Below are 21358 nucleotides of genomic sequence, written 5' to 3' on the forward strand. Positions count from 1 at the left end.
CCTCCTGCGCGTCCGGCGACCAGGCCCGCGCATCCCCCACCAGATCACTCACACACCGTAAACGAGCCTGAACCCAAAGCGTTTCGGATCAATACCAGGAGAAGACCGCAGTCCGGTCCGCAGCCCGCGCTGACCGAGAACGACGCCACCAGCGTCTCCTCGATGCATGTGCTGACTTCCTTGCCCTGGCAGAGGACTATCGGCAGGCACAGTACGACCGGTGGACGAGCCAACATTTAGGACCCGACTCCGAGGCGGCCCTCCCAGCCCGGTCCGAGTCATACCGGCTCTACGCCGAGGTCCGTAGTAGCGTCTTCCGGCTCCGTCTTGTCGCGCCTGGCCCGCAGACACCTCACCTCGCCGAGCAGGCTGCTGAGATCCAGGTGAAGACACGAGAGATTTTTTCGCTGCGGATAAGGCCGACATGCTCGCCCGAGGCGAGGTTGCAGAGCTCGCTTGTGAAGCCTTTGCAGTCCGCGCCAGAGAGGTACTGGCCGCGGGAGAGTGACACTGAGCGCGCTACTTGGGCAGCCTGGCCAAGTAGCGCGCTCAGAGCAGAGCGGTGTTTAGAAGCCGTTGCCATACCGATCATGGAGTCTGTCGATCGAACGGGAGTCTCGATCGGGTGATCGCGGGCCCTGCCCGGCATGAGAGCAGGGCCTGGCGGTACACGGGGAAATTCCAGTGGAGCGGACGGCCGCGCGCTGCTACGGTCGGGCGCCATGAGCTGGCTTCCCGATGACTTCGTCCACCCCGTCCTGGTACCGCTGCCGGGCGGTGGCCATCACCTGCGGCCGATCCGGGAGGCGGACACCCCGCTCGACTATCCGGCTGTGATGGGTTCGCGCGAGCGGCTGTGGACCATCTTCGGCCCGGCCTGGGGCTGGCCCGCGGCCACCATGACCTACGAGGCCGACCAGGCCGACCTGTTGCGGCACGAGAAGGAGATCGCCGCACACCAGTCTTTCAATTACGCGCTGTTCGACGCGGCGGAGACAGCTCTGCTCGGCTGTGTCTACATCGACCCACCGGAGAGGGCCGGCGCGGACGGCGAGATCTCCTGGTGGGTGGTGGACGAGCTGGTGGGCAGCAAGGTCGAGCAGGCCCTCGACGCGCTGGTGCCGCAGTGGATCGCCGCCGACTGGCCGTTCGAGCAGCCGCGCTTCCTCGGCCGCGAGATCTCCTGGTCGGACTGGCTCGCCCTGCCGGAGCATCCCGACACGTAAGTGGTTGTTGCCCGTACCGATCTCGAAGGCTGTCGATCGAACGGGAGTCTCGATCGGGTGACTGCGGCGGTTTCCGCGCGCGAATGCAGGGCCTCCAGGTAGCTCGGGGGTGCGATCCCATTCCAAGTGGTTCCCGGAGGCTCTGTTGTCTTTATTGTACGTGCCCGAGCATGTTGACCTCAACTCGCCTGCCGTGTCGTGCGATTGCCTGGCTGCTCAACGTGAGCTCCCCGGGCGTCGCCTACAGCGACCACGGCCCGGTCGTCTTCCTCGAGAAGGCCGGCGTCACCGACGCGTATACAGAATCTCTCGCTGAGTTCACCGGTGGCTCCCGGCCTGCGGCGATCGATGAGGGTCGGTGCGTACGTGGGCACGCATCCCTTGCAGGCCGAACAGGATGAGAAGTTCAATCGCGCCACCGTCGGCGCTGCCCAGCCAGTGAGGCAGGCACTGAGCCTTTTCCAACCTGCTGCACGGTGCGCTGTGGTCTCCGCGAGCGCGGTGCTCGACTGTTTACGCGCCTTCGGTGTCCAGTCGCTCCGCGGTCTGGAGCAGGTACTTGGGCAGCTTTGAACTGGCGGCCCACTGTTCGTCTCCGACCGCAAGGCCCCGGCCGGAACACCGACACTTGACGTGTGCCCCGAGACCGGACGAGCCCGGCTCTCCTGCCGCCGGGCCGAAGAGATCTTCGAGGAGAACACCCGGCTCCTGGCCAACCCCCTCGCCTCACCCGAAGACATCGAGGACCTGGACGGCTGGACACTCCACCGGCTCCGACACAGCGCTCTGACGCACGACGCCAAGGACGGCACCTCCACCCCGATGCTGCTGGCCCGCTCCCGCCACGCCTCGGTCCGTTCCCTGGAGCACTACGCCCGTCCCGGCGTCGACGCGGTCGCCCGGCACGTCGCCGGACGCGACCCCGCCGCACGTCGCCGCACGTGACACCCGTCGTTTGCGGCTGGGTCGGACCGGGGCGCGGTACTGGCCTTGCGACCAGTCCGTTTCCCCGACCCGCCCGCCGCACCCGCCGTGCGTGTTTCCATGCAAGGGCGCTCCACGTGCCTTGGCCGGTGGTCAGCCGCCTGTGCTGGCGGCTGCCGGTCGTGGTGTCCACGGGGTCGGGATGTTGCTGCCGCGGTAGCGGTAGCGGACCACTTTGACGCTGGATGCGCCGGTGAACTCGACTCCGTCGCAGATGAGCTTCCAGCTGCCCGGTTGGCAGAACCGACGGCGCAGTTCCCTCCAGCTGAGCCGGGAGTGCTTGTGGAAGATCCAGCGGACGATGCGAGCCGGCCAGACGCCGCGAGGCGAGGTCGATGACGGTCGCCAGGTAACAGAACTTCCCGCCGTCGAGGGGCAGGTAGGTGATGTCGCCGACGTACTTCGCGTTCGGAACTTGGGCGGTGAAGTCGCGGCCGACCAGATCCGGCGCCCGGGCCGCGGCCGGATCTGGGACGGTCGTGCGGTGCCGTCGGCGCAACCGGACTCCCTCGATGAAGTCCCGCAGCCGCGGGTTTTGACCGATCTTCCCGGGCTTGGGGCGGGGCCGGCGGGCATCGGCGCGGGCCTGGGCCGCGTGCGGCCGGTACTGGCCGTTGACCGGGTGCCGGTTGCGGCGGATCTCCCGGCTGACTGTGGACGGGCTGCGGCCTAGCTCGGCGGCTATCGCGCGGACGGTGGCCTTCTCCCGTAGCCGGTCGGCGATGTGGATGCGGTCAGATTCGCGCAGGTACCGCGACGGGCCGGAAGGCGCTGGCTCCTGATTCATTGGAGGCAGCGCCTTCCGGCCGCCGGACGCATGTGTTCCGTTGCGCCACTTCTTGCCCGTCCGCCGGTCGATCCCGACGATCCGACTCAGGCTTCCGAACTGCTGTACCCCTGCTGCATGAGCTGGAAGTAGGCCGCCCGCTCCCGGGTCAGCTTCTTCCTTCCCTGCGGCTTCCGGTCCTTGCGAACCTCGAAGTCCATCGCACCCCTTGAGCTGGGGTGTTGCGACAACCACTAGAACTCAAGGAGGGTGCGGCAGGGCGTTTCCGGGCATGCCGGGGTCGCCGTGATTCGATCACAGATCGATATCGGCGGGCAACGTCACTTCGGGCACAGGGTTTTGCGCAGCGCCTCGTTCAGCGCTTTGCCTTGTGCGTCGGTCAACGGGTGGGCGTCGTTCCCAAACCGCTGTGCTGCGGCCCAGTCGATTTTGTCGGTCGGGTGCGCAAGCGAGGAGCACTGGTTCCGCCCGGCGTCGATCGCCTTCTGCTCGTCCACGATGATCTGCGGGTCAACGGCCGCAATCGCGTCTAGGTATGCATCGCGGGCGTCGCCGATCGGAGCGGGTGGAATGCCCGCGGCCTTCTCGGCGGCCGAGTGGTCGACGGTCGTCTCCTTCGGTGCGGGCTTCGTGACGTCCTTCTCCTCGGCCGAGCAGGCGGTCAGGGCGAGCAGCGCGGCAGCGGCGAGCAGGACAGCAGCGGGTTTCACGATGGCACTCCGTACGTAGGTCTGTGCAAGGTGTGACAGATGGGGCGTGCGGATGGTTGCGTTCGGGCGCGCGTACGACGCTCGGCCCGTTCGGTCGTACAGTTGCGCCGCGCACTGTCGCACAGCGGCGCGCAGCGTGTCGTACGGGTGCCGCTTGTGCGTCATACGGCCTGGTCAGTGCCTGCCGGGCGTCGTACGGGGCGCGTAGGTGGGGCGGTGATCTGCGGCACCTTTCCGGGCGGGTAGCCGCCGGTTTCCCATGCGTGGTGGTACGCGTTCGCGACGATGTAGAGCGCTTGTCGTACGGCGTCGGAGGGCCTTGACCACGAATCCTGGACACCCGAGACACTTGGATCTTGATGGTTCAGGAGAACAGATGTCCCGCGGTCATGAGGAACTATCCGCCAGAGTTCAAGGCGGACGCGGACGCGTTGTACGAGTCGCGGCCAGGAGCGACGATCAGGTCGATCGCCGCTGACCTGGGGGTCAGTCAACCCGGAGACTCTGCGGAACTGGGTCCGGGCAGCCGGCGTGAGCCGGCCCCGCGGACGGCGGGCGGAGGCGCCGACCGACCCGCCCACGCCGCTGGAAGCAGAGAACGCTGCTCTGCGCAAGAAGGTGCGCGAGCTGGAGGAGGAACGCGAGATTCTGCGGAAGGCGGCCAAGTATTTCGCCGGGGACTGCCGCGTGATTGGCTCCGGCGCGCAGGAGAGTCGCCATTCCGCAGCCGGCCGGGGCCGTCGCATCCAGCAACGCATCTCGGTCTCCTGGCGGGCCGGGCGGCGGTTGTATGGCCATCTCGCTGCTGGATGCGGCAGTGGTGGTCATGGAAAGGGAAACCTGGGACAGCTTGTGTCGCCTCAGCGCCAGCGCTCGTGGCGGATGTCTGCGGAAGCGTCGGTGAGCTTCGCGACCGAGCGGCGGGCGGCGTTGACAGTGACGGTCCGGCGGGCGATACGGGCGAGCGGGAGGTCGCTGGCCGAGTCGGTGTACAGGAGTGCGTCCTCTGGGGCGAACCCCAGCGCCCGGACGGCATCGATCTTTGCTTCGCCCACGTTGTGGGCGATGAGTCGGGGCCCCCGTGGGGTGAAGTCGAGCCGGGAAGCGGCCAGAGGGATGCCTTGCAACCCGACGCCGTCCAGAAATGCACGCGCGAGGTTCTCCTCCGAGGCTGTCGCCACGACGGTCGGACCACGACCGCGGGCGCATTGGCACCTTGCCACAGCTTGTCTGACCGCTGTCCGGGCTGCCATGGCCCGGCCCGTCACGGCTGCCAGTTCCTCGTACTGGCTGCGGGTCATTCCGCGCAGTGTCAAGGCCACGATCGCCCGGTTCATCGCGGGCTTCAGCGCGCCGTCGGGCGGTGCTGCCGAGGCGAGCAAGAACGGTGGGATTGCAGCGGCGAACCGGAGGGGGCGGGCTGCCAGACGAGCTCTCACCAGTGAGGACATCGTGTCCTCACTGGTCAGGACGCCGTCGAGGTCGAAGATCGAAGTGATTTCGTTGGCTGGGTTCACTGTGGGGAGGCGTCGGCTTTCATCTGGACGAGAAGGTCTACGGCAGCGAGCGCGCTCACCTCGACGACCATCGTGACAGCGGAGCTCTCGCAGTGGACAGCGCCCACCGAGGCGAGACCGACGTCGGTACGGCCGAAGATCTCGAGCGCCTGCGTTGCTGCGTCGGCGCCTTTGGCTGCGGAAGGCCGGTTGCGGCGCGTCGGTTTCGGTCCTGCCATGATGCGCTGCCACTCCGATTGCCCGAACATGTGGAAAGTTGACCGTTGTGGTCTGCGATTGTGGATGCGGTGGCTGGTGGGAGTCAAGGGGAGGTCCCGGCGGGCATGCCGATGGATCGTCTTTGGCGCAACGGCCGGATTCCGCGCGACGCTCTTCAGAGGGGCCGAACCCCTGCCGCGCCGGAGGCGAGGGGGACTGCCGGCGCCGAAGGGAGCGGTTGGCTGTATCGCCTTCAGGCCACGACGATGTTGTCGCCCGCCGCGGCGAGGGCGTCGCTCAGGCCGTCCGGGCAAGGACTGTCGGTGATGAGGGTGTCGAAGCCGTCGAGTTCGCAGACGCGGTGGGCGGCCGTGCGTCCGAACTTGCTGGAATCGGCGAGCACGTAGCGGTGGGACGCGTTGGCGAGCATGGTGCGCTTCGTCGCGACTTCGTCGAGGTGGAAATCGGTCAGTCCGTAGGAGGCGATGCCTCCGGAGCCCAGGAAGACCGCGTCCGCGCGCAGATTGTCGAAGAACTCGACGGCCTGGGCATTGGAGCAGGCCAGGTCGCCACCGCGCAGCCGCCCGCCGCTGACCAGGACCTCGACCTGCGGGCGGGAGCTGACTTCGGCGGCCACGAGCAGGGAAGGGGTGGCGATGACGCCGGCGTGGTCGGCGGGCAGAGCGCGGGCCACCTCCAGGGCCGTGGTACCGACATCGATGACGACCGTCTGGTTGGGTTCGATCAGGGCTGCTGCGGCTCGGCCGATAGCCTGCTTCGCGGCGAGGAAAGCGCCTCTGCGCTCGTTGAAGGAGGCCTCCTCCCCGACAGGTGACCGAACGGCGGTGGCCCCTCCGTGGACACGCGCCAGCTCGCCGCGGCGCTCGAGGAGGGCGAGGTCTCTGCGGATCGTCTCGTGGGAGACGCTCAGCAGGCTGGTCAGGTCGTCCGTCGTGATGAACTCGAGCCGAGCGATCTCGGCGACGATCCTGCGGTGACGCTCGGCTGCTAGCACATCCAGCCCTCTCTGATTGACTGTTTCTGTGGAACCCTGACTGCATTCTAGGGCTCATGTGACGTGCGGAGCACATCGCCAACGGCCTCAGAAACCTATTCTTCTCCGCAGCTCAAGGTGTCTTCTGCTAGGCGATCAGCGGTCGTTCATCAGGTCGGGAGTGCTAACCCTTGACGGAAAACGGGCAGGGGTCCACACTCTCAGCAGTCAATAGTCCACATAAACGGTCACGAGTGGGCTGTCGACCGGCGTCGAGGTGGCGCGGACCGCAGGTCCTCGCGGCCATCCCCACGAACAGGCTCCAGCGCATTCCTGCGAGGCGGGCCTTGATGCCGACCGCATTCGGTTCTTCGATCACCCACTGGCTTCCGCGGCGACGGCGGGGCACTCTGAAGCAGGGAACGAGGTCATGGCCAAATCAGAAGCAGGTGCTCAAGCGCCAAGAACGGCTGAGGGACAGCAGGGCGGGGCGAACCAGGTGATGGCGCGGGAGCTGGGCTGGTACGCCTCGTTCTCCGTGGCATTCGGGTTCGTGTCGATCGCGACAGGGATCTTCACGGCCTACGGCTCGGTGCTCGCCACCTCGGGCCCGCGCGGCATCTGGGCCTGGCCGATCTCCGTGATCGGCCAGCTCTGCGTCGCCCTCGTCTTCGGAGCGCTGGCGGCGCGCATCCCGATCAGCGGCTACTCCTACCAGTGGGTATCGCGCATCGTCGGGCCCGTGTGGGGCTGGATCATGGGCTGGATCTCGTTCGCCTTCCTCGGGGTCGTCGTGGTCGCAGTGGACTACACGATCGCCTCCACGATTCTCCCCGAGCTGTTCCAGTACGTCGGCACGACACAGAACGCCTGGGCCATCACGGCCGGCGTGGTATTGCTGCAGGCCCTGCTGGTCGCCGCGTCCACGCGCATCACGCACAAGGTCAACAGCGCGGCGGTGACAGCGCAGCTCATCGGCATGATCACGCTGACGGCGCTCCTGTTCGCGGTGGGCTACTTCACCGGCAAGCTCGACTTCGCCCACCTGTTCGACACCGCGACGATCCCGGAGAGTGGCTACTACGGTCTGGGCGGCGGAACCCACGCCGGCCCCTTCGCCCTGGCGTTCCTGCTCGGCGCCTTCACCATCGTCGGATTCGAGTCCGCGGCAAACCTGGCGGAGGAGACCAAGAACCCCGCCCGCGTCATCCCCAAGGCGATGGTCCAGGCCGTCCTCTCCCTGGGCGTTCTCGGCTTTCTCTTCCTGGTCGCCGTGACCGCCGCCGTCGGCCGGGTCGACGGCGCCGCCGAGTCGGCCACCCCGGTGGCCACCGTGATCACCGCTGTGCTCGGGTCCGTGGTGGGGAAGAGCCTCCTGGTCCTCGTCGTGGTCTCGATCTTCTCCTGCGGGCTGGTGATCACCCTCAGCGGAACCCGCCTGGTCTACGCGATGTCCAGGGACGAGCGCTTCCCCGGATGGCGCCTGCTCAAGCGCATCCACCCGCGGACGGCGACGCCGCTGAACGCCACGGTGTTCATGATGCTCATCGCGCAGATCGTTCTCGCGATCTTCTCCCGTTCCACCGACGCCCTGTTCCAGCTGTTCTCCGCCGCCACCCTGCTGCCCGCCGTCATCTACGCCGGCACGGTCGCGATGTACGCGGCCAAACGCTCCTCCCTGCCGCCGTCGCGCGGCTTCTCCCTGGGGCGGTGGGAGGTCCCGGTCCTGCTTCTGGCCGGGGTCTGGCTGGTGTACGAACTGCTCATCTTCCGGGACGCTTCCTTCCGCGGTCCCTGGGCCTACGTCCTGGTGCTGTGCGGGATCGGCGCCGTCTACCTGGCGGTGCTCCTCGTCCGGCGCGGCCGCGCCGCCCTGACCATGCCGGACATGGCCGACGTCGACCGTGCCCTGGACAACGCCACCGCACCCTCCGCGGCCGACACGGAAGGGGCCCAGCGATGACCACGATCCTCGCCATCGACCAGGGCACCTCGGGAACCAAAGCCATCGTTGTCGACGCCGAAGACGGAACGGTCGCCATAGCCGAGGAGACCATCCGCCCCACCTACCTGCCCGGAGGGGGTGTCGAGCAGAATCCGCACGAACTGCTCGATTCCGTCCTCACCGCCGGCCGCCGGGCCGTGAGCATGGCCGGCCGGTCCATTGACGGCGTGGCCCTGGCCAACCAGGGAGAGACCGTCCTGGCCTGGGACGAAGCCACGGGAACGCCGCTGTCCCCGGCGATCGTCTGGCAGGACAGCCGTGCGGAGAGCATTTGTGCCGAGCTGGCCGAGCACCGCGAGGCCATCGCGCAGCGCACCGGTCTCGTTCTCGACCCCTACTTCTCCGCGCCCAAGATGGCGTGGCTGCGCCGCAACCTCACCCGTGACGGGGTGGTGACCACCACCGACACCTGGCTCGTGCACCACCTGACAGGAGAGTTCGTCACCGACGCCTCCACCGCCAGCCGTTCTCTGATCTTCGACCTGGACGGTGCGGCGTGGGACGGGCGTCTAGCTGATCTGTTCTCCCTCGGCGACGAGCGGCTGCCCCGCATCGTCGGCAGCGACGAGGTGGTCGGCACCACGCGCGCCTTCGGACAAGAGATGCCCGTGGCCGGCCTGATCGTTGACCAGCAGGCCGCTCTGGTCGCCGAGGCATGCCTGGAGCAGGGCACAGCCAAGTGCACCTATGGCACGGGCGCGTTCCTGCTGGCAAACACAGGATCGAACCCCGTGCGCTCCAGCGCGGGCCTAACGACGTCGGTGGCCTGGCAGGCCGCGGGGCAGACCCTGTATTGCGTGGACGGCCAGGTCTACACCGTGGCATCGGCCGTGCGCTGGCTGCAGGACCTCGGTCTTCTTCAGTCCGCCACCGAAATCGACGCGCTGGTCGCGAAAGACAGCAACGGCGTCATGTGCGTCCCGGCATTCGCAGGACTCGCCGCTCCGTGGTGGGCTTCCGAGGCCACGGCCTCCCTCACCGGCATCACGCTGGCCACCCGCCGTGAGCACCTCATCCTGGCCGTGCTCCAGGGCATAGCCGCCCAGGTCACCGAGCTGACGGCCCTAGTCGGCCGAGACCTCGGCCAGCCCCTGAACCGGCTGCGCGCCGACGGCGGATTGACCAACTCCGCCGCCCTCATGCAGGCCCAGGCCGACATCGCCCAGCTCCCCGTCGACATCTACCCCAACGCGCACGCCACACCCCTCGGCGCTGCCGCGCTCGCCCGCTGCGCCCTCGACCCCGCCATCAGCCTCGAAGAGGCCGTCGGCGACTGGCAACCGGCGACCGTCTACGAACCCCGCTGGTCCGAAGACCGGGCCCAGGAGTTCCGCACCACATGGGCACAGGCCGCCGAGGCGTGTGCCACCAAGGGAGACCACTCATGACCCCCACCCCCCACCGTCCCCACCCCGAGGTCTTCGACATCGTGGTGATCGGAGGAGGCATTGTCGGCTCGGCCATCGCACGCGAACTGTCCGGCTACGACGTCTCCGTGGCGCTGCTCGAAGCCCGCGACGACGTCGGAGACGGAACCAGCAAGGCAAACACCGCCATCCTGCACACAGGCTTCGACGCGAAACCGGGCACCTTGGAGTCCCGGCTCGTGGCTCGCGGCTACCACCTGCTGAGCGACTACGCCAAGGCCACCGGCATCCCCGTCGAGCACACCGGCGCCGTGCTGGTGGCCTGGAACCAGGAAGAGCTCGACGCCCTGCCTGGCCTGAAGGAAAAGGCCGAGGCCAACGGGTACAAGCACTGCCACATCGTGGACGCGGATGAGGTGTACCAGGTCCTGCCCGATCTGGGCAAAGGCGTGCTCGGAGGCCTGACGGTTCCCGACGAGTCCATCATCTGCACATGGACCACCAACCTCGCCCTGGCCACCGACGCCAGGCAACGCGGGACGACGATCCTGCTCGAACACGCCGTGACCGGCATCGACGTGCGCGACGACGCGACAACCTTGCACACCTCCCAGGGCGACGTGCGAGCCCGCTGGGTCGTCAACGCGGCAGGCCTCGGCGCCGACACGATCGACCGGCTCTTCGGCCATGACCGCTTCACGGTTACCCCCCGACGCGGCGAGCTGTTCGTGTTCGACAAGCTGGCACGGCCCAAGGCCGACAAGATCGTCCTGCCGGTTCCCTCCTCCCGCGGTAAGGGAGTGCTCATCTCCCCGACGATCTACGGCAACGTCATGCTCGGCCCCACCGCCGAGGACCTCACCGACCGCACCGACACCTCCACGTCCGAGGACGGCTACGACTTCCTCCTCAGCAAGGGCGCGCGGCTCATGCCGAGCCTGCTCACCGAGGAGGTCACCGCCAGCTACGCCGGACTGCGCGCCGCGATCGACCGCGACGACTACCTCATCGAAGCCACCCCCGAGCAGCGATACCTCCTTGTGGGCGGCATTCGCTCCACCGGACTGACAGCGGGCATCGCCATCGCCGAACACGTCGCCGGGCTCCTGTCGGAAGCCGGTGCCGGGCTCCGCAGCCGCAGCAACCTGCCCGCTCCGCCCCGGATGCCGAACATCGGCGAAGCCACTACACGCCCCTACCAAGACGCCGACCTGATTGCCGCGGACACCGCCTACGGCACCATCGTCTGCTTCTGCGAACGGGTCACCGAGGGTGAGATCCGCGACGCCTGCCACGCCCCGGTGCCCGCGCGCACTCTGGAAGGGCTGCGCAGACGCACCCGGGCCATGAACGGCCGCTGCCAGGGCTTCTTCTGCGGCGCGGCCGTCGCGGCCCTGCACACCCGACACCAGACCAACGACGGCTGCTGCAGCCAGCACAAGGACAACCGATGACCCACCAGCTGCCCCTCATCGAGCCCGATGTCCTCGTCATCGGAGGCGGCCCCGCAGGGCTCACCGCAGCCGCCGAAATCGCCGACCGCGGCGCCGGGCAGGTCCTGGTCGTCGACCGGGAGAAGCAGGCCGGCGGCATTCCCCGGCACAGCGACCACACCGGATACGGCCTGCGAGACCTACGCCGTGTGATGACCGGCCCCGCCTACGCCCGCCACCTAGCCGACCGGGCCGCACGGTCCGGAGCGGAGATCCGCACCAGCACCATGGTCACCGGCTGGTCCGATCAGCACACCGTTGACGTCACCAGCCCCGAGGGGCGCTACCAGATTCGTGCCCGGGCCATCGTCCTGGCGACCGGCGCCCGCGAAAGGCCCCGCACCGCACGCCGCATCCCTGGAGATCGCCCCCACGGGGTCTACACCACCGGACAACTCCAAAACCTCGTCCACCTCCACCATCAGCCCGTCGGCAAGCGGGCCGTCATCGTCGGTGGCGAACTAGTCAGTTGGTCCGCGGCCATGACCCTCCGCGAAGCCGGCTGCACCCCCGCGCTCATGATCAGCAAGTACCCGAAGGCAGAGTCCTACGGCGCCTTCAACGCTGCCGGCCGCACCATCCTCCGCGTTCCGGTCGTCACCCGCAGCCGTGTTACCCAGGTCATGGGCAAGGGCCGCTGCGAGGCTGTCGAGATCGAGAACCTCGACACAGGCAAGCGCCGAACCGTCGAATGCGACACCGTCGTCTTCAGCGGCGACTGGATCCCCGACCACGAACTCGTGCGCTCCGCGGACATCACCCTCGACGAACGCACCCTCGGCCCCCTCACAGACACCGCGCTGCGGACCAGCCGACCCGGAGTCTTCGCCGCCGGCAACATGCTCCATCCCGTTGACACCGCTGACGTGGCCGCCCTCGACGGGAAGCACGTCGCCCAGCAGGTCATCAACCACCTGGACGGAAGGCATGAGCCGGCCGAGGGGGTCCGTCTGATCGCCGACGCCCCGTTCCGCTGGATCGCACCGCAGATCCTCCGCCCCGGCGATCCGGCTCCGGCCCGCGACCGGCTCCTGCTCTGGACGGACGAATTCGTCCGCTTCCCCAAGGTGACGGTCCGCCAGGACGGCCGTATCGTCGCCCGCCGGACCCTCGCCTGGCCTGCGGCCCCGGGCCGGGTCTTCCGTATCCCGTCCTCGGTCCTCGACGGGATCTCCTACACCGGGGGTCCCGTCCACATCACCACTTACAACTCGCGCGAATAGGGCGGGTTGGGGCGAGGGGGCGGGGACGTGCCGCGATCAGGCAGCCGCTACTCGCCGGTGCGGTACGCGCTTCTTGCTGCGCGGACCCTGGAGGGCCCATCGCGCAGGATCGTTCTGGGAGAAGCGCATAACCTGTGTTAAGAGGGCGTTGAGTGAGGCTATGTCCGTTTCGTCGTTGTGACGGTGTGTGGGCAGGTCACGCGGTCAGTCGGCTGTTCTGGGTGTGGGGATTGCGAACAGTCCGGGCTCGGTCTCGACGACGAGGCCGGCGCTGGTCAGACGCTTGAGCTTGTTGCGCATGCCGGAGATGTGCGTGGGCTCGGTGCCGGTGGCCAGGGTGCGGCACAGGTCGCGGCAGCGTTGCGGGGCTGCGGCGTCGATGAGCGCGGTGAGGATCTGCTGGTAGATCGGGTTGTCGGGCAGGCCCGGCATCCGGTCGCCGGTGGGCTCGTCGTCGCCGAGGGACAGGATGACTTTGCGGGCGATTGCCAGGTCGGCGCGTTCCGCGTCGAGTTCGGCTCACATTCCCCCCAACAGTGTGGCAAGCTGACTCACTCCACGTCGGCCAACCACTGGTCGATGAGCACCTTGCCGATCGAGTCGACCCGGTAGGGCCCGCCGACAGCGGAGTCCGTAATTCGCGACCGAAGTTCGGCCGCCGTGAACCAACGTGCCTCCACCACCTCCACGTTGTCCACGTCGATCCGGTCGGAAACGGCCTCGGCGCGGAACCCGATCATCATCCCGGATGGGAACGGCCAGGACTGGGATCCCTGATAGGTGATCGTCCCCACCTCGACACCGGCCTCTTCGGCGACCTCGCGGCGCACCGCGTCCTCGAGGCTCTCCCCGATCTCGACGAACCCAGCCAGCGTGCTGAAGCGGTCCGGACCGGATCCCGCGTGCCGGCCGAGCAGGCAGCGCCGAGGCGTGCCGGGTAGTTCGACCAGCACAATCACGGCCGGTTCGATCCGCGGGAAGAGCAGCTTTCCGCAGTCCTGACAGGTCCGCAGGTGGCCACCGTTGCTGGGGACGGCCGGACCGCCGCACGCGCCGCAGAACCGCTGATTCCGGTTCCAGTGCAGGATTCCACGGGCATACGCGAGCAGGCCCGCCTCGTCCGGCGTGATGGTGGGAACCATGGCTCGCACCTCCAGCACCGTGTCCGCGGTGGCCAGTTCGACGGCGTTGGACCGGTCGACGCGGGACACGTCGGCCGCGAACACCGCGGCCTCTCCGTCCAGGCCGAGAAACACCTGGTCGTCGGCGGCGTCGAGGATGCCCCGCGCCTCGGCCAGCGGCAGCCGGATGGGCCTGTCGTCGCGGACCAGACAGTGGTCCCGCCACAAGGGAATCACCTGGGTACTGGGGCTCGTCAACAGCCCGGCGACCCACTCCGAGTCGGTACGCCGGCCGCCAACCCGGTCAAGCCCCAAGCCGCTGTAATACAAGGTTCCCCCTAGCCCGTCCTGTCCTGCGCAGATTCCACGATAGTGGGCGTCCACCAACTGGGGTATCGAGCTCGGTCTCGACGACGAGGCCGGCGCTGGTCAGACGCTTGAGCTTGTTGCGCATGCCGGAGATGTGCGTGGGCTCGGTGCCGGTGGCCAGGGTGCGGCACAGGTCGCGGCAGCGTTGCGGGGCTGCGGCGTCGATGAGCGCGGTGAGGATCTGCTGGTAGATCGGGTTGTCGGGCAGGCCCGGCATCCGGTCGCCGGTGGGCTCGTCGTCGCCGAGGGACAGGATGACTTTGCGGGCGATTGCCAGGTCGGCGCGTTCCGCGTCGAGTTCGGCCAGGCGGGCGGTGAGCTGGCTGACCTCGGCGGACAGCTGCTCGGTGATGTCGCCGATCGCCTGTTCCCGGTCGGCGATCCTCTCCAGTGCGGTGCGTGACATCGGCGGGTCCTCCTACGCTCCGCGCCAGGTCGGCGTCGACTCCTTGGTCAGCCTGCGGGACATGTTCGCCGTTATCGCCCAGTACACGCGGGACTCGGCGTTGGCCGGCAGTGCCTCGTAGTCGCGGACCAGGCGACGGTGCAACATCAGGATGCCGTTGACCTGCTCGGATACCCAGCATTTAGCCTGCGGGACGAACCCGACGTCGTCGGGGCTGCGTTTGACGATCTCCACCTTGATGCCCAGGTCGGCGCCGTGATCGACCACGCTGGACTTGAAGCCCTGGTCGACCAGGGCGGTCTGCACGGTCCCGGCCTGCGCGACCTTGTCCAGCAGCTGCTTGCCGATGGCGTTGTCGTGGACGCAGGCCGCCACCACGACGACCGCGATGATCAGCCCTATGACATCCACGGCCAGGCCACGCTTCCGACCTGGAACCTTGTTATTCGCATCCTTGCCTGTCGTGGCGGCCGGGACGTTCACCGCCGCGTGGTTGCTCTGGGTGTCCATCGACACCAACGACGGATCCTCGGCGCGGCCCGCCGCGGCCCGGACCTGGGCACGCAGGATGTCATGGATCGCCTGGTCGGTGCCGTCCTTGCGCCAGGTCTGGAAGTAGTAGTACGTCGCAGAGCTCGGCGGCAGGTCGTGAGGCAGATAGGCCCACTGACACCCGGTCCGGTTCTGGTAGAAGATCGCGTTCATGATCTCCCGGTACTCGTAGCTGCCGGAATGCCCCGAACTCGACGGATGCGCGGCCTTCCAGGCCAGCAGGATCGGCTCGATCAGCGACCACTGCGCGTCGGACACGTCACTCGGATACGCCTTGCGCTCACTCACCGCGCCAGCGCACCACCGAGGACGCCTCAACCGCCACCGGTTCCCGAAGACCCCACACGAACGTGCAACGACGAAACGGACATAGCCTCACCCAACGCCCTCTCAGCTGAGCCGCCTGAGTCTCCCCCGGACTTCTGCACTCCCCACGGGGCGAGGGGCGTTCCTCCCTGAACGCAGGGAGGAATGGAACGACCCCTCTGTGCGAAGTGTGTGGCTGGTCGCCGCGGCAGCATTCGCACCGCCCGGGCCGGTTTTCCCGACCGCCCGACGCCTCGGGCCTGTGAGTACGCTCCTGGTCACCAGGAGGACGGGGGTGAGGTGCGGGTGACCACCATAGGAAGCTGTCCATTCGTGATCGCCTGCCGTGGCAGTGACAGCCCGAAGTGCTCGCCGACGGCCTTCAGCGCTCGACGCTTCTCTTCGACGCTCGGCAACTCCTCGTCCCTGCCGAGCAGTGCGTCGATGGAGTCTTCCGGCGGGATGACTCCGGCGGCCTCCAGCGCCGGGCGCAGCAGGTCGGGCTGTGCTCCGGCGGGTTCGTAGCCGAAGCCCGGCTCGAAGTGCAGCTGTACCTCGCCGTCGGCGAGATACCTGAAGAAGGAGGGCGGGTCGTCTGGTCGTGCAAGCGCCGGTTCGGGCCGGAAGCGAACTGACGGCGGGCATCCCCTGCCGACGAACCACGTGTGCTTCATCGTCTGCTATCGCCAGGGGCGAGCAGGCTTGTCAGCTCCGAGATCGCTTTGGGAGAGGGCTTGAAGTAGCGGCGGACGTTCTCCGGCTTCTTGCGCCAGGGCTTCGCCATCAGCATCAGCAGGGAGGCGCCCTGCTCGCCGAGGTGGGTGAGGGCTGAGTGGCGGTACTCGTGCAGGTCCCAGCCCGTTCCCGGGCGGGGCCGGATCGAGGCTCTGGGGGATTGGTGTCGCGCTCTCGTTGCTCGCCGAGAACCTCGACTTCCTCGCCTCGCGCGACTCCGTGGCGGATGCGTCGAGGCCGAGCTTCCGGCGGACGCCGCAGGGCCAGGGCTGGCGGTCTGCTCACCAGATGCGGCGAACCGTTCCGTCACCGGCCGGGTAGACCATGAGCCGTTGGCCCTTCCGACGTCCACTTTGCTGGACGGCGCGGAGTCCGGTACTCGGTGTCGCAGCCGATACCTGGAGCGTCAGCCGGACCCGGTGGCCCTCCGGTCAGCGGCTCGCCGCAGAACCCGCGCCGCTCAGGTCGTGGTGGATGACGCGGGCCGCTCCTTCGATGGTGCCTATGCCGTAGTCCATGGTGCGGCTGCCGGTGGAGAGGACAGCCATGCCGTAGTCGTGACCGTCGCCGGTGAAGGCGCCCACGCTGTGGACCCGCCATCCGCCGGTGCTGCGTGGCAGCCAGCCATTCTTGACGTGCACCGTTACCGTGGCGGGTGATCCGGCGGGCACCCCCCACTTCTGGCCGGGCGTGACGCGATTCATCAGATCGAGGGCGTAGCCGCGCGACGCGGGGCCGAGCACCGCGTTCTCCGTCGTCAGTAGCTGCATCAGCCGGAGCTGGTCGCCGGCGGTGATCTGGGTGAGGCCCCAACTCTTCCCGGGGCCGGGAACGGTATGCCGCATCTGTGCCAGAGCGAGGAACCTTCTGAAGCCGGCGGCGCCGATCTGGTGCCAGAGGGCCGAGGTGGAGTCGTTGTCCGACTTGGTGATCATGGCGGTGGTCAGCTCCACCTCCCGCGGAGTCAGTCTCCGGTGTGCCTCCTCGGCCTGCCGCAGCAGTGATCCGAGCACTGAAACCTTCACTACGCTGGCAGAGTCGAAGTGCGTGTCGGCCTTGAACTCGCAGGTGGTTCCGGTGATCCGGTCGTACAGAGCCAGGGACGATGTGCCCTCTCGCCCGCTGAGAGCACTGGTGATGTCGCGGGAAAGTTCGGAGGCCAGGCCCGGCCTCTTCGAGGTGCAGACGACCCTCGCGCCCCCCTCCGTGGCACTGGCGGTGTCGGCCGAGGCCGGGGTTGCCATGGCCAATACGGTGAGCAAGGAGCTTGCGGTCAGGGCAGTGGCCAGAGAGCGCCGCGAGCAGGCCAATATTCGTGATCCATACATGAAGGCTGAGTCCTGTCCCGCCGCGTGTCGGAGGTCACCTTGCCGCGCATTGTGGGGCCGGCTGAGGGTCGGCTCCCGCTGTGATTGCTGACAGTCTCTCAGCCCATCCGGTCTCCAGCAGATTGCTGCCCCGGTATCTGTCCGGGCTGCGGAGAATCGATGAGTGGGAGTCGGGCCTCAGTCGTACCGGATCGAATCCTTAGAATTCACATACCAACGGCGACGATACGTGGCCTGGGATCGGGCATTTGGAATATATGGGGCGAAGTGGGCGGTAGGTGGGCCTTGGTTCCGTGTGATATTCGCCAAATTGCCTCGGAAGCGGCACCCTCACAACATCAGCGAGGTGGCAGGTCGACTCAGGCCCCGCAAGGGACAGGCGCCCGGGTAGCGGTACGGGGATGGTGCGGAGACCGGAATCCTCGATGGTCATCGGGCCGGGGCGCCGCCGAGTTCGGCCATCTCGCCTTCCGGCGCCGAAGTCACCACCGGCCGCGAACCCCGCCCGGTGAACCGTCGGGGTGTCAGCCGGTCTCGTCCGCGCCCCGACTCGCCGGAGGGGAGGAGTAGGCCCCGCCTCCACTCTTTCTCTGCGGCGCCCCCACCGCTCCCGACCCGCTCCCTCGCGACGGTGGACGGGCCCGTCCCCACGCGATCGACGAACTGCCTCTCGGGACCGGGAGCTTCCGCCCCCGCTGATTCGCGGCACTCAATGCGGGGGATTCGAGGCAAACGGCGCCGCGCATTACGGGTGCTGAGGTCCTGCCTGGCGGTTCAGCTGGACCGCCTGCGACCGGGTGCGAGGTCGCGTATGCGGCTCTGGACCGGGCAGAGGGAGTTGCGCCGTCCACTGGCGGAGGTGTGGGCCGTGTCGTTCGAGCCTGCCCTCCCGGTACGGGCCTTCGCGTCGTACCGCCGCAACGGAACCTGTCGGGCCGGTGGCGGTCGGCGACGATGTAGCGTTATGTAACGCGTAGGCTCCACTGTGTGATGGCTGTGGTGAATGCTGTGCAGCGGTGGCTGCTGGGGCTGATGCTGGCCTGCTACGTGCTGGCCGGCGTGTTCCCGGCCCCCGGCGAGTGGCTGCGCGGGCTGACGCTGCCGATCCCCGTCGGCGCGAGCGCTCTGACGGTGTCGATGGTGTTGTTGGCGTTGATGCTGTTCAACGCCGGTCTGGGAGTGCGCGTCTCAGATCTGCGCGGAGTGGCGTCCCGGCCTGTGCGACTGGTGCTCGGCATCGCGGCCAATGCCCTGCTCCCGTTGCTCGTGCTCCCGGTCATCGCTCTTGGCCTGCGTACCTGGCACGATCCGGCGGAGGCGGAGGGACTGGTGGTCGGGCTGATGCTGGTGCTGGCGATGCCGATCGCGGGCGGCGCCGCCTCCTGGGGGCAGAACGCAGGCGCCAACGTCCCGTTGGTCGTCGCCATGGTGATGGGCTCCACGCTGCTCAGCCCACTCACGGTACCCCTCGGAATGCACCTGGCCGGCCAACTGGTCGGTCCCGACGGTGCCGGCGCCCTGGACGACACGACCACGGTCGACACCATCGCCCGGACAGGAGCCGGGCTCTTCGCCCTGGTGTCGGTGGTGCTGCCGTGCCTCGCCGGAGTCGTCGTACGGGTCGCGCTCGGCGAGGACCGCATCCCCCGAGTCCTGCCCGCGGTCAAGTCCATCAACCTGGTGAACATCCTGCTGCTCTGCTACATCAACGCGGCCGGCGCGCTCGGACAGGCCCTCGCCCACCCGGACCCGGACTTGCTGATGCTGGCGCTCGCCCTGTCCGGCGCGGTGTGCTGCCTGGCCTTCTGCTGTGGACGATGGATCTCCCGCTGGACGCACTGCGACCAGCCGGACGGGGTCTCCCTCACGTTCGCCACCGGTATGAACAACAGCAGCGCGGCGGCCGTGCTGGCCGCCTGCTGGTTCCCCCACCGCACCGCGGTGCTGCTGCCGATCCTCTCCTACAGCCTGCTGCAGAAGATCGTCGCAGGAGTGGCGGCAAAGCCACCTCGCCCCGGAAGGAGGGACGTGGCCGCCGACTGTGCAAGGTTGGGCTGACCACCTCGGGCTCCGGCCGCTCAGCCCGACCCTTCACCTCGCCGACCACGACCGCCGAGCCATGCAGTCTCTCACCGGACCGGACACCCGGTATCGGGGAGGTGAAGGGACGCGACGGCGGACGGCTGGACGCCCCCGAACTGCCGCCTGTGCCGCTGGAGCCGCAGGGGCGAGCGCGCTGCCCGGCCGCACACGCACCCGCTGGGCACACCAGCCGCCGGTCGCGGCTCGGTCGGCGCGGGGCAGTCTATCCACGGCACGATCCATGCGGACAGGTCGCACCGACCACCGACAGCGGTCCGGGCTACGGGGCGACCTCGTACTTCACGACGGTGTCCGCGCAGTCCTTGGCCAGCTTCTCCAGGGCCGCTCGCTCCTTGTCGTCCGAGGTCAGCTTCCACCGCAGCTTGGTGCCCACCCAGTCCGCGCCGTACGTGCACTGCGCGGACGAGGCCGGCGGGAGCCACTCGGCCGGGTCCCGGTCGGCCTTGGACCGATTGGTCTTCGCGGTGACGGAGACCAGCGACCTGTCGGCGCCGAGATCGTTCGCGTATTGCTCACGACGCTCCGCCGTCCACGTCGAGGCCCCCGAGTCCCAGGCCTCGGCAAGCGGCACGACGTGGTCGATGTCCAGCTTGGTCGCCGCGGTCACGGTGACCTCGTCGTAGTAGCTGAGCCACTCGCCCCCGCTCAATGCGCACCGCGCCCCCTGCTCGGGTGCCTTGACCGCCTCGGCGATCAGAACCTCCTTCCTGGTGTCGCAGCCGTCCTTGTCGGCATCGACCCACAGACGGAAGGAGTTGCGCTCGTACCCGGTGCGGTCCTCAGTACCCGCCGGGATCTGGGCGATGGCCTCGGCCAAGGACAGGTCACTGCCGCCCGCCGGTGCGCCGGGTGCTGCGGACGCCTTGCCTGACTGGGAGCTGAGGGCAGACGGCTTCGAATCGGAGTCGGTTTTCGCCGCGCTGGGATTGCATCCGGCGAGGGACGCGACGAGAAGGGCGATGGCGATCGGGGCGAGGCGACGTGCTGTCACAGCGATACTCCGGCAGGTCAGGGGCTGATGCGCCCTCATGATGGCAGGAATCAAGGATCCGGTGACAGACGGTCAAATGTGCAGGTGGTAGGACCTGCTGCACCAACGCGACATCCAGCGGCGGAAACCGTCGGTGTAGCGCTGGCGGACCGGGGACGACCTGGCGCGATTGTCGTCCGTTCCTGCCTCGACAGCCGCCCTGCGTGTCCGGCATGGCGCCGCTTTTGCGATTGGTTCCGGCCAGGACTCAGCCGACTGAGCCCCCCGAGCCCGCGGACCCGCACCGATGCTCCGTGACATTGCTTCTATCCACGACACGACCTGGGCACTCGACAAATCCTATCGTTGCAGGTCATGGGCATTTCTCGCATTTCCCATCGAGCTGCGGACAGCCCGCTTCATGAAAGCGCGAGGTTAGACGGATCGATACTTCGGAACGCTAGGACCGACTGACGAGCGTAGCCCCCCGGAGGTGCCGATGGATCGAACGAGCAGTCGTCGCAGGATGCTTGAAATGGTGCCAGGCATCGCCTTGCTCATTGCACTGGCAGCCTTGCTCGGATGGTTGATCCTGGGTGTCGTAGGGATCGTGCCGCTGCCTGATCCTCCTAAGCAAAGCCCACACCCGTACGACCCGTTTCCTTACAATCCCCCGCCGCCACCCCCGCCGTCACCTCCCCCACCGTTCATCCCTCACCCCATGGGCGGTGCCTAAGCTCGTCGCGTCCGTGTGATCGCCCCGGCCGCCGGGACCAGCCGGCCGCCCGCAGTCCCTCGTTCTCCCGCACCCTGCGAGCTGCGGCACGGGCGTTCTTCGCCCACACACCGACGGGATGTGGCCGCGTGGGCGGTCGTTTCGTCGGCTGCGGAGATGTCGAGGACGACAAGACCGGGCTTGGCCAAGTACTGCGCGTGGATGGGTTCCATGCCCGACCGGCGAGTG

Annotated in this window: 19 protein-coding genes and 3 pseudogenes; 7 read left to right on the forward strand and 15 right to left on the reverse strand. The window is 68.1% G+C overall.

Translation table 11 applies throughout. From position 1 onward, the window contains the following. Window positions 1-722 precede the first annotated feature (722 nt). The gene (locus ACWCPY_RS33845; protein ID WP_073492597.1) at window positions 723-1226 is read left to right on the forward strand and encodes a GNAT family N-acetyltransferase; all 504 of its coding nucleotides are present in this window, start codon (window positions 723-725) and stop codon (window positions 1224-1226) included. Between the two features lie 318 nt (window positions 1227-1544). Here the strand turns inward: ACWCPY_RS33845 and ACWCPY_RS33850 are convergent. Beyond that, window positions 1545-1673: pseudogene (locus tag ACWCPY_RS33850) on the reverse strand (XRE family transcriptional regulator); the annotation flags it as partial. Window positions 1674-1859: 186 nt separating this feature from the next. Between ACWCPY_RS33850 and ACWCPY_RS33855 the strand changes: the two are divergent. Next, window positions 1860-2171 carry a site-specific integrase gene (locus tag ACWCPY_RS33855; RefSeq protein ID WP_451271497.1) on the forward strand — a complete coding sequence of 104 codons (312 nt, stop codon included), beginning with the start codon at window positions 1860-1862 and terminating at the stop codon, window positions 2169-2171. A 346-nt stretch (window positions 2172-2517) separates the two neighbouring features. On the opposite strand, the pseudogene ACWCPY_RS33860 reads toward ACWCPY_RS33855, so the two are convergent. From ACWCPY_RS33860 to ACWCPY_RS33880, 5 genes and pseudogenes are all read right to left on the reverse strand, one after another. Next, window positions 2518-3197: pseudogene (locus ACWCPY_RS33860) on the reverse strand (helix-turn-helix domain-containing protein); the annotation flags it as partial. A 120-nt stretch (window positions 3198-3317) separates the two neighbouring features. Then, window positions 3318-3707: a hypothetical protein gene (locus ACWCPY_RS33865; protein WP_451271499.1), complete on the reverse strand. Its 390-nt coding sequence runs from the start codon at window positions 3705-3707 to the stop codon at window positions 3318-3320. A gap of 860 nt (window positions 3708-4567) precedes the next feature. Then, a complete protein-coding gene (locus tag ACWCPY_RS33870) occupies window positions 4568-5224 on the reverse strand; it encodes an HAD family hydrolase (RefSeq protein WP_451271501.1) in 657 nt (218 codons plus the stop codon). Further along, window positions 5221-5472: a hypothetical protein gene (locus ACWCPY_RS33875; RefSeq protein ID WP_451271503.1), complete on the reverse strand. Its 252-nt coding sequence runs from the start codon at window positions 5470-5472 to the stop codon at window positions 5221-5223. Before ACWCPY_RS33875 ends, ACWCPY_RS33870 begins: the two co-directional genes overlap by 4 nt. Before the next feature lie 203 nt (window positions 5473-5675). Next, the gene (locus ACWCPY_RS33880) at window positions 5676-6437 is read right to left on the reverse strand and encodes a DeoR/GlpR family DNA-binding transcription regulator (protein WP_388670709.1); all 762 of its coding nucleotides are present in this window, start codon (window positions 6435-6437) and stop codon (window positions 5676-5678) included. Between the two features lie 409 nt (window positions 6438-6846). On the opposite strand from ACWCPY_RS33880, the gene ACWCPY_RS33885 reads away from it, so the two are divergent. Genes ACWCPY_RS33885 through ACWCPY_RS33900 form a run of 4 tightly spaced genes read left to right on the forward strand, consistent with a single transcriptional unit; the run spans window position 6847 to window position 12504 of the window. After that, window positions 6847-8379, forward strand: a complete 1533-nt coding sequence (locus tag ACWCPY_RS33885) for an APC family permease (protein ID WP_451271506.1) — start codon at window positions 6847-6849, stop codon at window positions 8377-8379. Then, window positions 8376-9809: an FGGY family carbohydrate kinase gene (locus ACWCPY_RS33890; protein WP_451271508.1), complete on the forward strand. Its 1434-nt coding sequence runs from the start codon at window positions 8376-8378 to the stop codon at window positions 9807-9809. The genes ACWCPY_RS33885 and ACWCPY_RS33890 overlap by 4 nt, the downstream gene beginning before the upstream one ends. After that, on the forward strand, window positions 9806-11242 hold the full coding sequence (locus tag ACWCPY_RS33895; protein WP_451271510.1) for an FAD-dependent oxidoreductase: 1437 nt from the start codon (window positions 9806-9808) through the stop codon (window positions 11240-11242). The genes ACWCPY_RS33890 and ACWCPY_RS33895 overlap by 4 nt, the downstream gene beginning before the upstream one ends. Continuing rightward, a complete protein-coding gene (locus ACWCPY_RS33900; RefSeq protein ID WP_451271512.1) occupies window positions 11239-12504 on the forward strand; it encodes an NAD(P)/FAD-dependent oxidoreductase in 1266 nt (421 codons plus the stop codon). The genes ACWCPY_RS33895 and ACWCPY_RS33900 overlap by 4 nt, the downstream gene beginning before the upstream one ends. Window positions 12505-12708: 204 nt before the next feature. On the opposite strand, the gene ACWCPY_RS33905 is transcribed toward ACWCPY_RS33900, so the two are convergent. The 7 genes and pseudogenes from ACWCPY_RS33905 to ACWCPY_RS33935 form a co-directional block, all read right to left on the reverse strand. Further along, on the reverse strand, window positions 12709-12936 hold the full coding sequence (locus ACWCPY_RS33905; protein WP_351265293.1) for a hypothetical protein: 228 nt from the start codon (window positions 12934-12936) through the stop codon (window positions 12709-12711). Window positions 12937-13055: 119 nt separating this feature from the next. Next, entirely contained in the window at window positions 13056-14009 is a 954-nt protein-coding gene (gene nudC / locus ACWCPY_RS33910; RefSeq protein WP_351265290.1) for an NAD(+) diphosphatase, read from the reverse strand. Next, complete coding sequence (locus tag ACWCPY_RS33915; RefSeq protein ID WP_376628540.1) at window positions 13930-14400, reverse strand: hypothetical protein; 471 nt, start codon at window positions 14398-14400, stop codon at window positions 13930-13932. The genes nudC and ACWCPY_RS33915 overlap by 80 nt, the downstream gene beginning before the upstream one ends. Before the next feature lie 12 nt (window positions 14401-14412). Then, on the reverse strand, window positions 14413-15240 hold the full coding sequence (locus tag ACWCPY_RS33920) for an IS5 family transposase (RefSeq protein WP_451271515.1): 828 nt from the start codon (window positions 15238-15240) through the stop codon (window positions 14413-14415). Window positions 15241-15536: 296 nt separating this feature from the next. Then, complete coding sequence (locus tag ACWCPY_RS33925; RefSeq protein ID WP_451271517.1) at window positions 15537-15932, reverse strand: hypothetical protein; 396 nt, start codon at window positions 15930-15932, stop codon at window positions 15537-15539. Continuing rightward, window positions 15929-16216: pseudogene (locus ACWCPY_RS33930) on the reverse strand (site-specific integrase); the annotation flags it as partial. The pseudogene ACWCPY_RS33930 and the gene ACWCPY_RS33925, both read right to left, overlap by 4 nt. Window positions 16217-16424: 208 nt before the next feature. Next, entirely contained in the window at window positions 16425-17237 is an 813-nt protein-coding gene (locus ACWCPY_RS33935) for a serine hydrolase (RefSeq protein ID WP_451271519.1), read from the reverse strand. A 1074-nt stretch (window positions 17238-18311) separates the two neighbouring features. Here ACWCPY_RS33935 and ACWCPY_RS33940 point away from each other — a divergent pair. After that, the gene (locus ACWCPY_RS33940) at window positions 18312-19379 is read left to right on the forward strand and encodes a bile acid:sodium symporter family protein (RefSeq protein ID WP_451271521.1); all 1068 of its coding nucleotides are present in this window, start codon (window positions 18312-18314) and stop codon (window positions 19377-19379) included. Between the two features lie 304 nt (window positions 19380-19683). Here ACWCPY_RS33940 and ACWCPY_RS33945 read toward each other — a convergent pair whose 3' ends face one another. Both ACWCPY_RS33945 and ACWCPY_RS33950 read right to left on the reverse strand, forming a co-directional pair. After that, a complete protein-coding gene (locus ACWCPY_RS33945) occupies window positions 19684-20415 on the reverse strand; it encodes an HNH endonuclease family protein (RefSeq protein WP_451271523.1) in 732 nt (243 codons plus the stop codon). A 711-nt stretch (window positions 20416-21126) separates the two neighbouring features. Then, on the reverse strand, window positions 21127-21342 hold the full coding sequence (locus tag ACWCPY_RS33950) for a DUF6207 family protein (protein ID WP_451271525.1): 216 nt from the start codon (window positions 21340-21342) through the stop codon (window positions 21127-21129). Window positions 21343-21358 lie beyond the last annotated feature (16 nt).

The organism is Streptomyces sp. NPDC002403 (assembly GCF_053593015.1).

Bases quoted from the DNA above. Each gene is read 5' to 3' on its own strand.
- ACWCPY_RS33845 (WP_073492597.1), top strand. From the start codon at position 723: ATGAGCTGGCTTCCCGATGACTTCGTCCACCCCGTCCTGGTACCGCTG.
- ACWCPY_RS33875 (WP_451271503.1), bottom strand. From the start codon at position 5,472: ATGTTCGGGCAATCGGAGTGGCAGCGCATCATGGCAGGACCGAAACCG.
- ACWCPY_RS33885 (WP_451271506.1), top strand. From the start codon at position 6,847: ATGGCCAAATCAGAAGCAGGTGCTCAAGCGCCAAGAACGGCTGAGGGA.
- ACWCPY_RS33890 (WP_451271508.1), top strand. From the start codon at position 8,376: ATGACCACGATCCTCGCCATCGACCAGGGCACCTCGGGAACCAAAGCC.
- ACWCPY_RS33895 (WP_451271510.1), top strand. From the start codon at position 9,806: ATGACCCCCACCCCCCACCGTCCCCACCCCGAGGTCTTCGACATCGTG.
- ACWCPY_RS33900 (WP_451271512.1), top strand. From the start codon at position 11,239: ATGACCCACCAGCTGCCCCTCATCGAGCCCGATGTCCTCGTCATCGGA.
- ACWCPY_RS33905 (WP_351265293.1), bottom strand. From the start codon at position 12,936: ATGCCGGGCCTGCCCGACAACCCGATCTACCAGCAGATCCTCACCGCG.
- ACWCPY_RS33915 (WP_376628540.1), bottom strand. From the start codon at position 14,400: ATGTCACGCACCGCACTGGAGAGGATCGCCGACCGGGAACAGGCGATC.
- ACWCPY_RS33925 (WP_451271517.1), bottom strand. From the start codon at position 15,932: ATGAAGCACACGTGGTTCGTCGGCAGGGGATGCCCGCCGTCAGTTCGC.
- ACWCPY_RS33935 (WP_451271519.1), bottom strand. From the start codon at position 17,237: ATGGCAACCCCGGCCTCGGCCGACACCGCCAGTGCCACGGAGGGGGGC.
- ACWCPY_RS33940 (WP_451271521.1), top strand. From the start codon at position 18,312: ATGGCTGTGGTGAATGCTGTGCAGCGGTGGCTGCTGGGGCTGATGCTG.
- ACWCPY_RS33950 (WP_451271525.1), bottom strand. From the start codon at position 21,342: ATGGAACCCATCCACGCGCAGTACTTGGCCAAGCCCGGTCTTGTCGTC.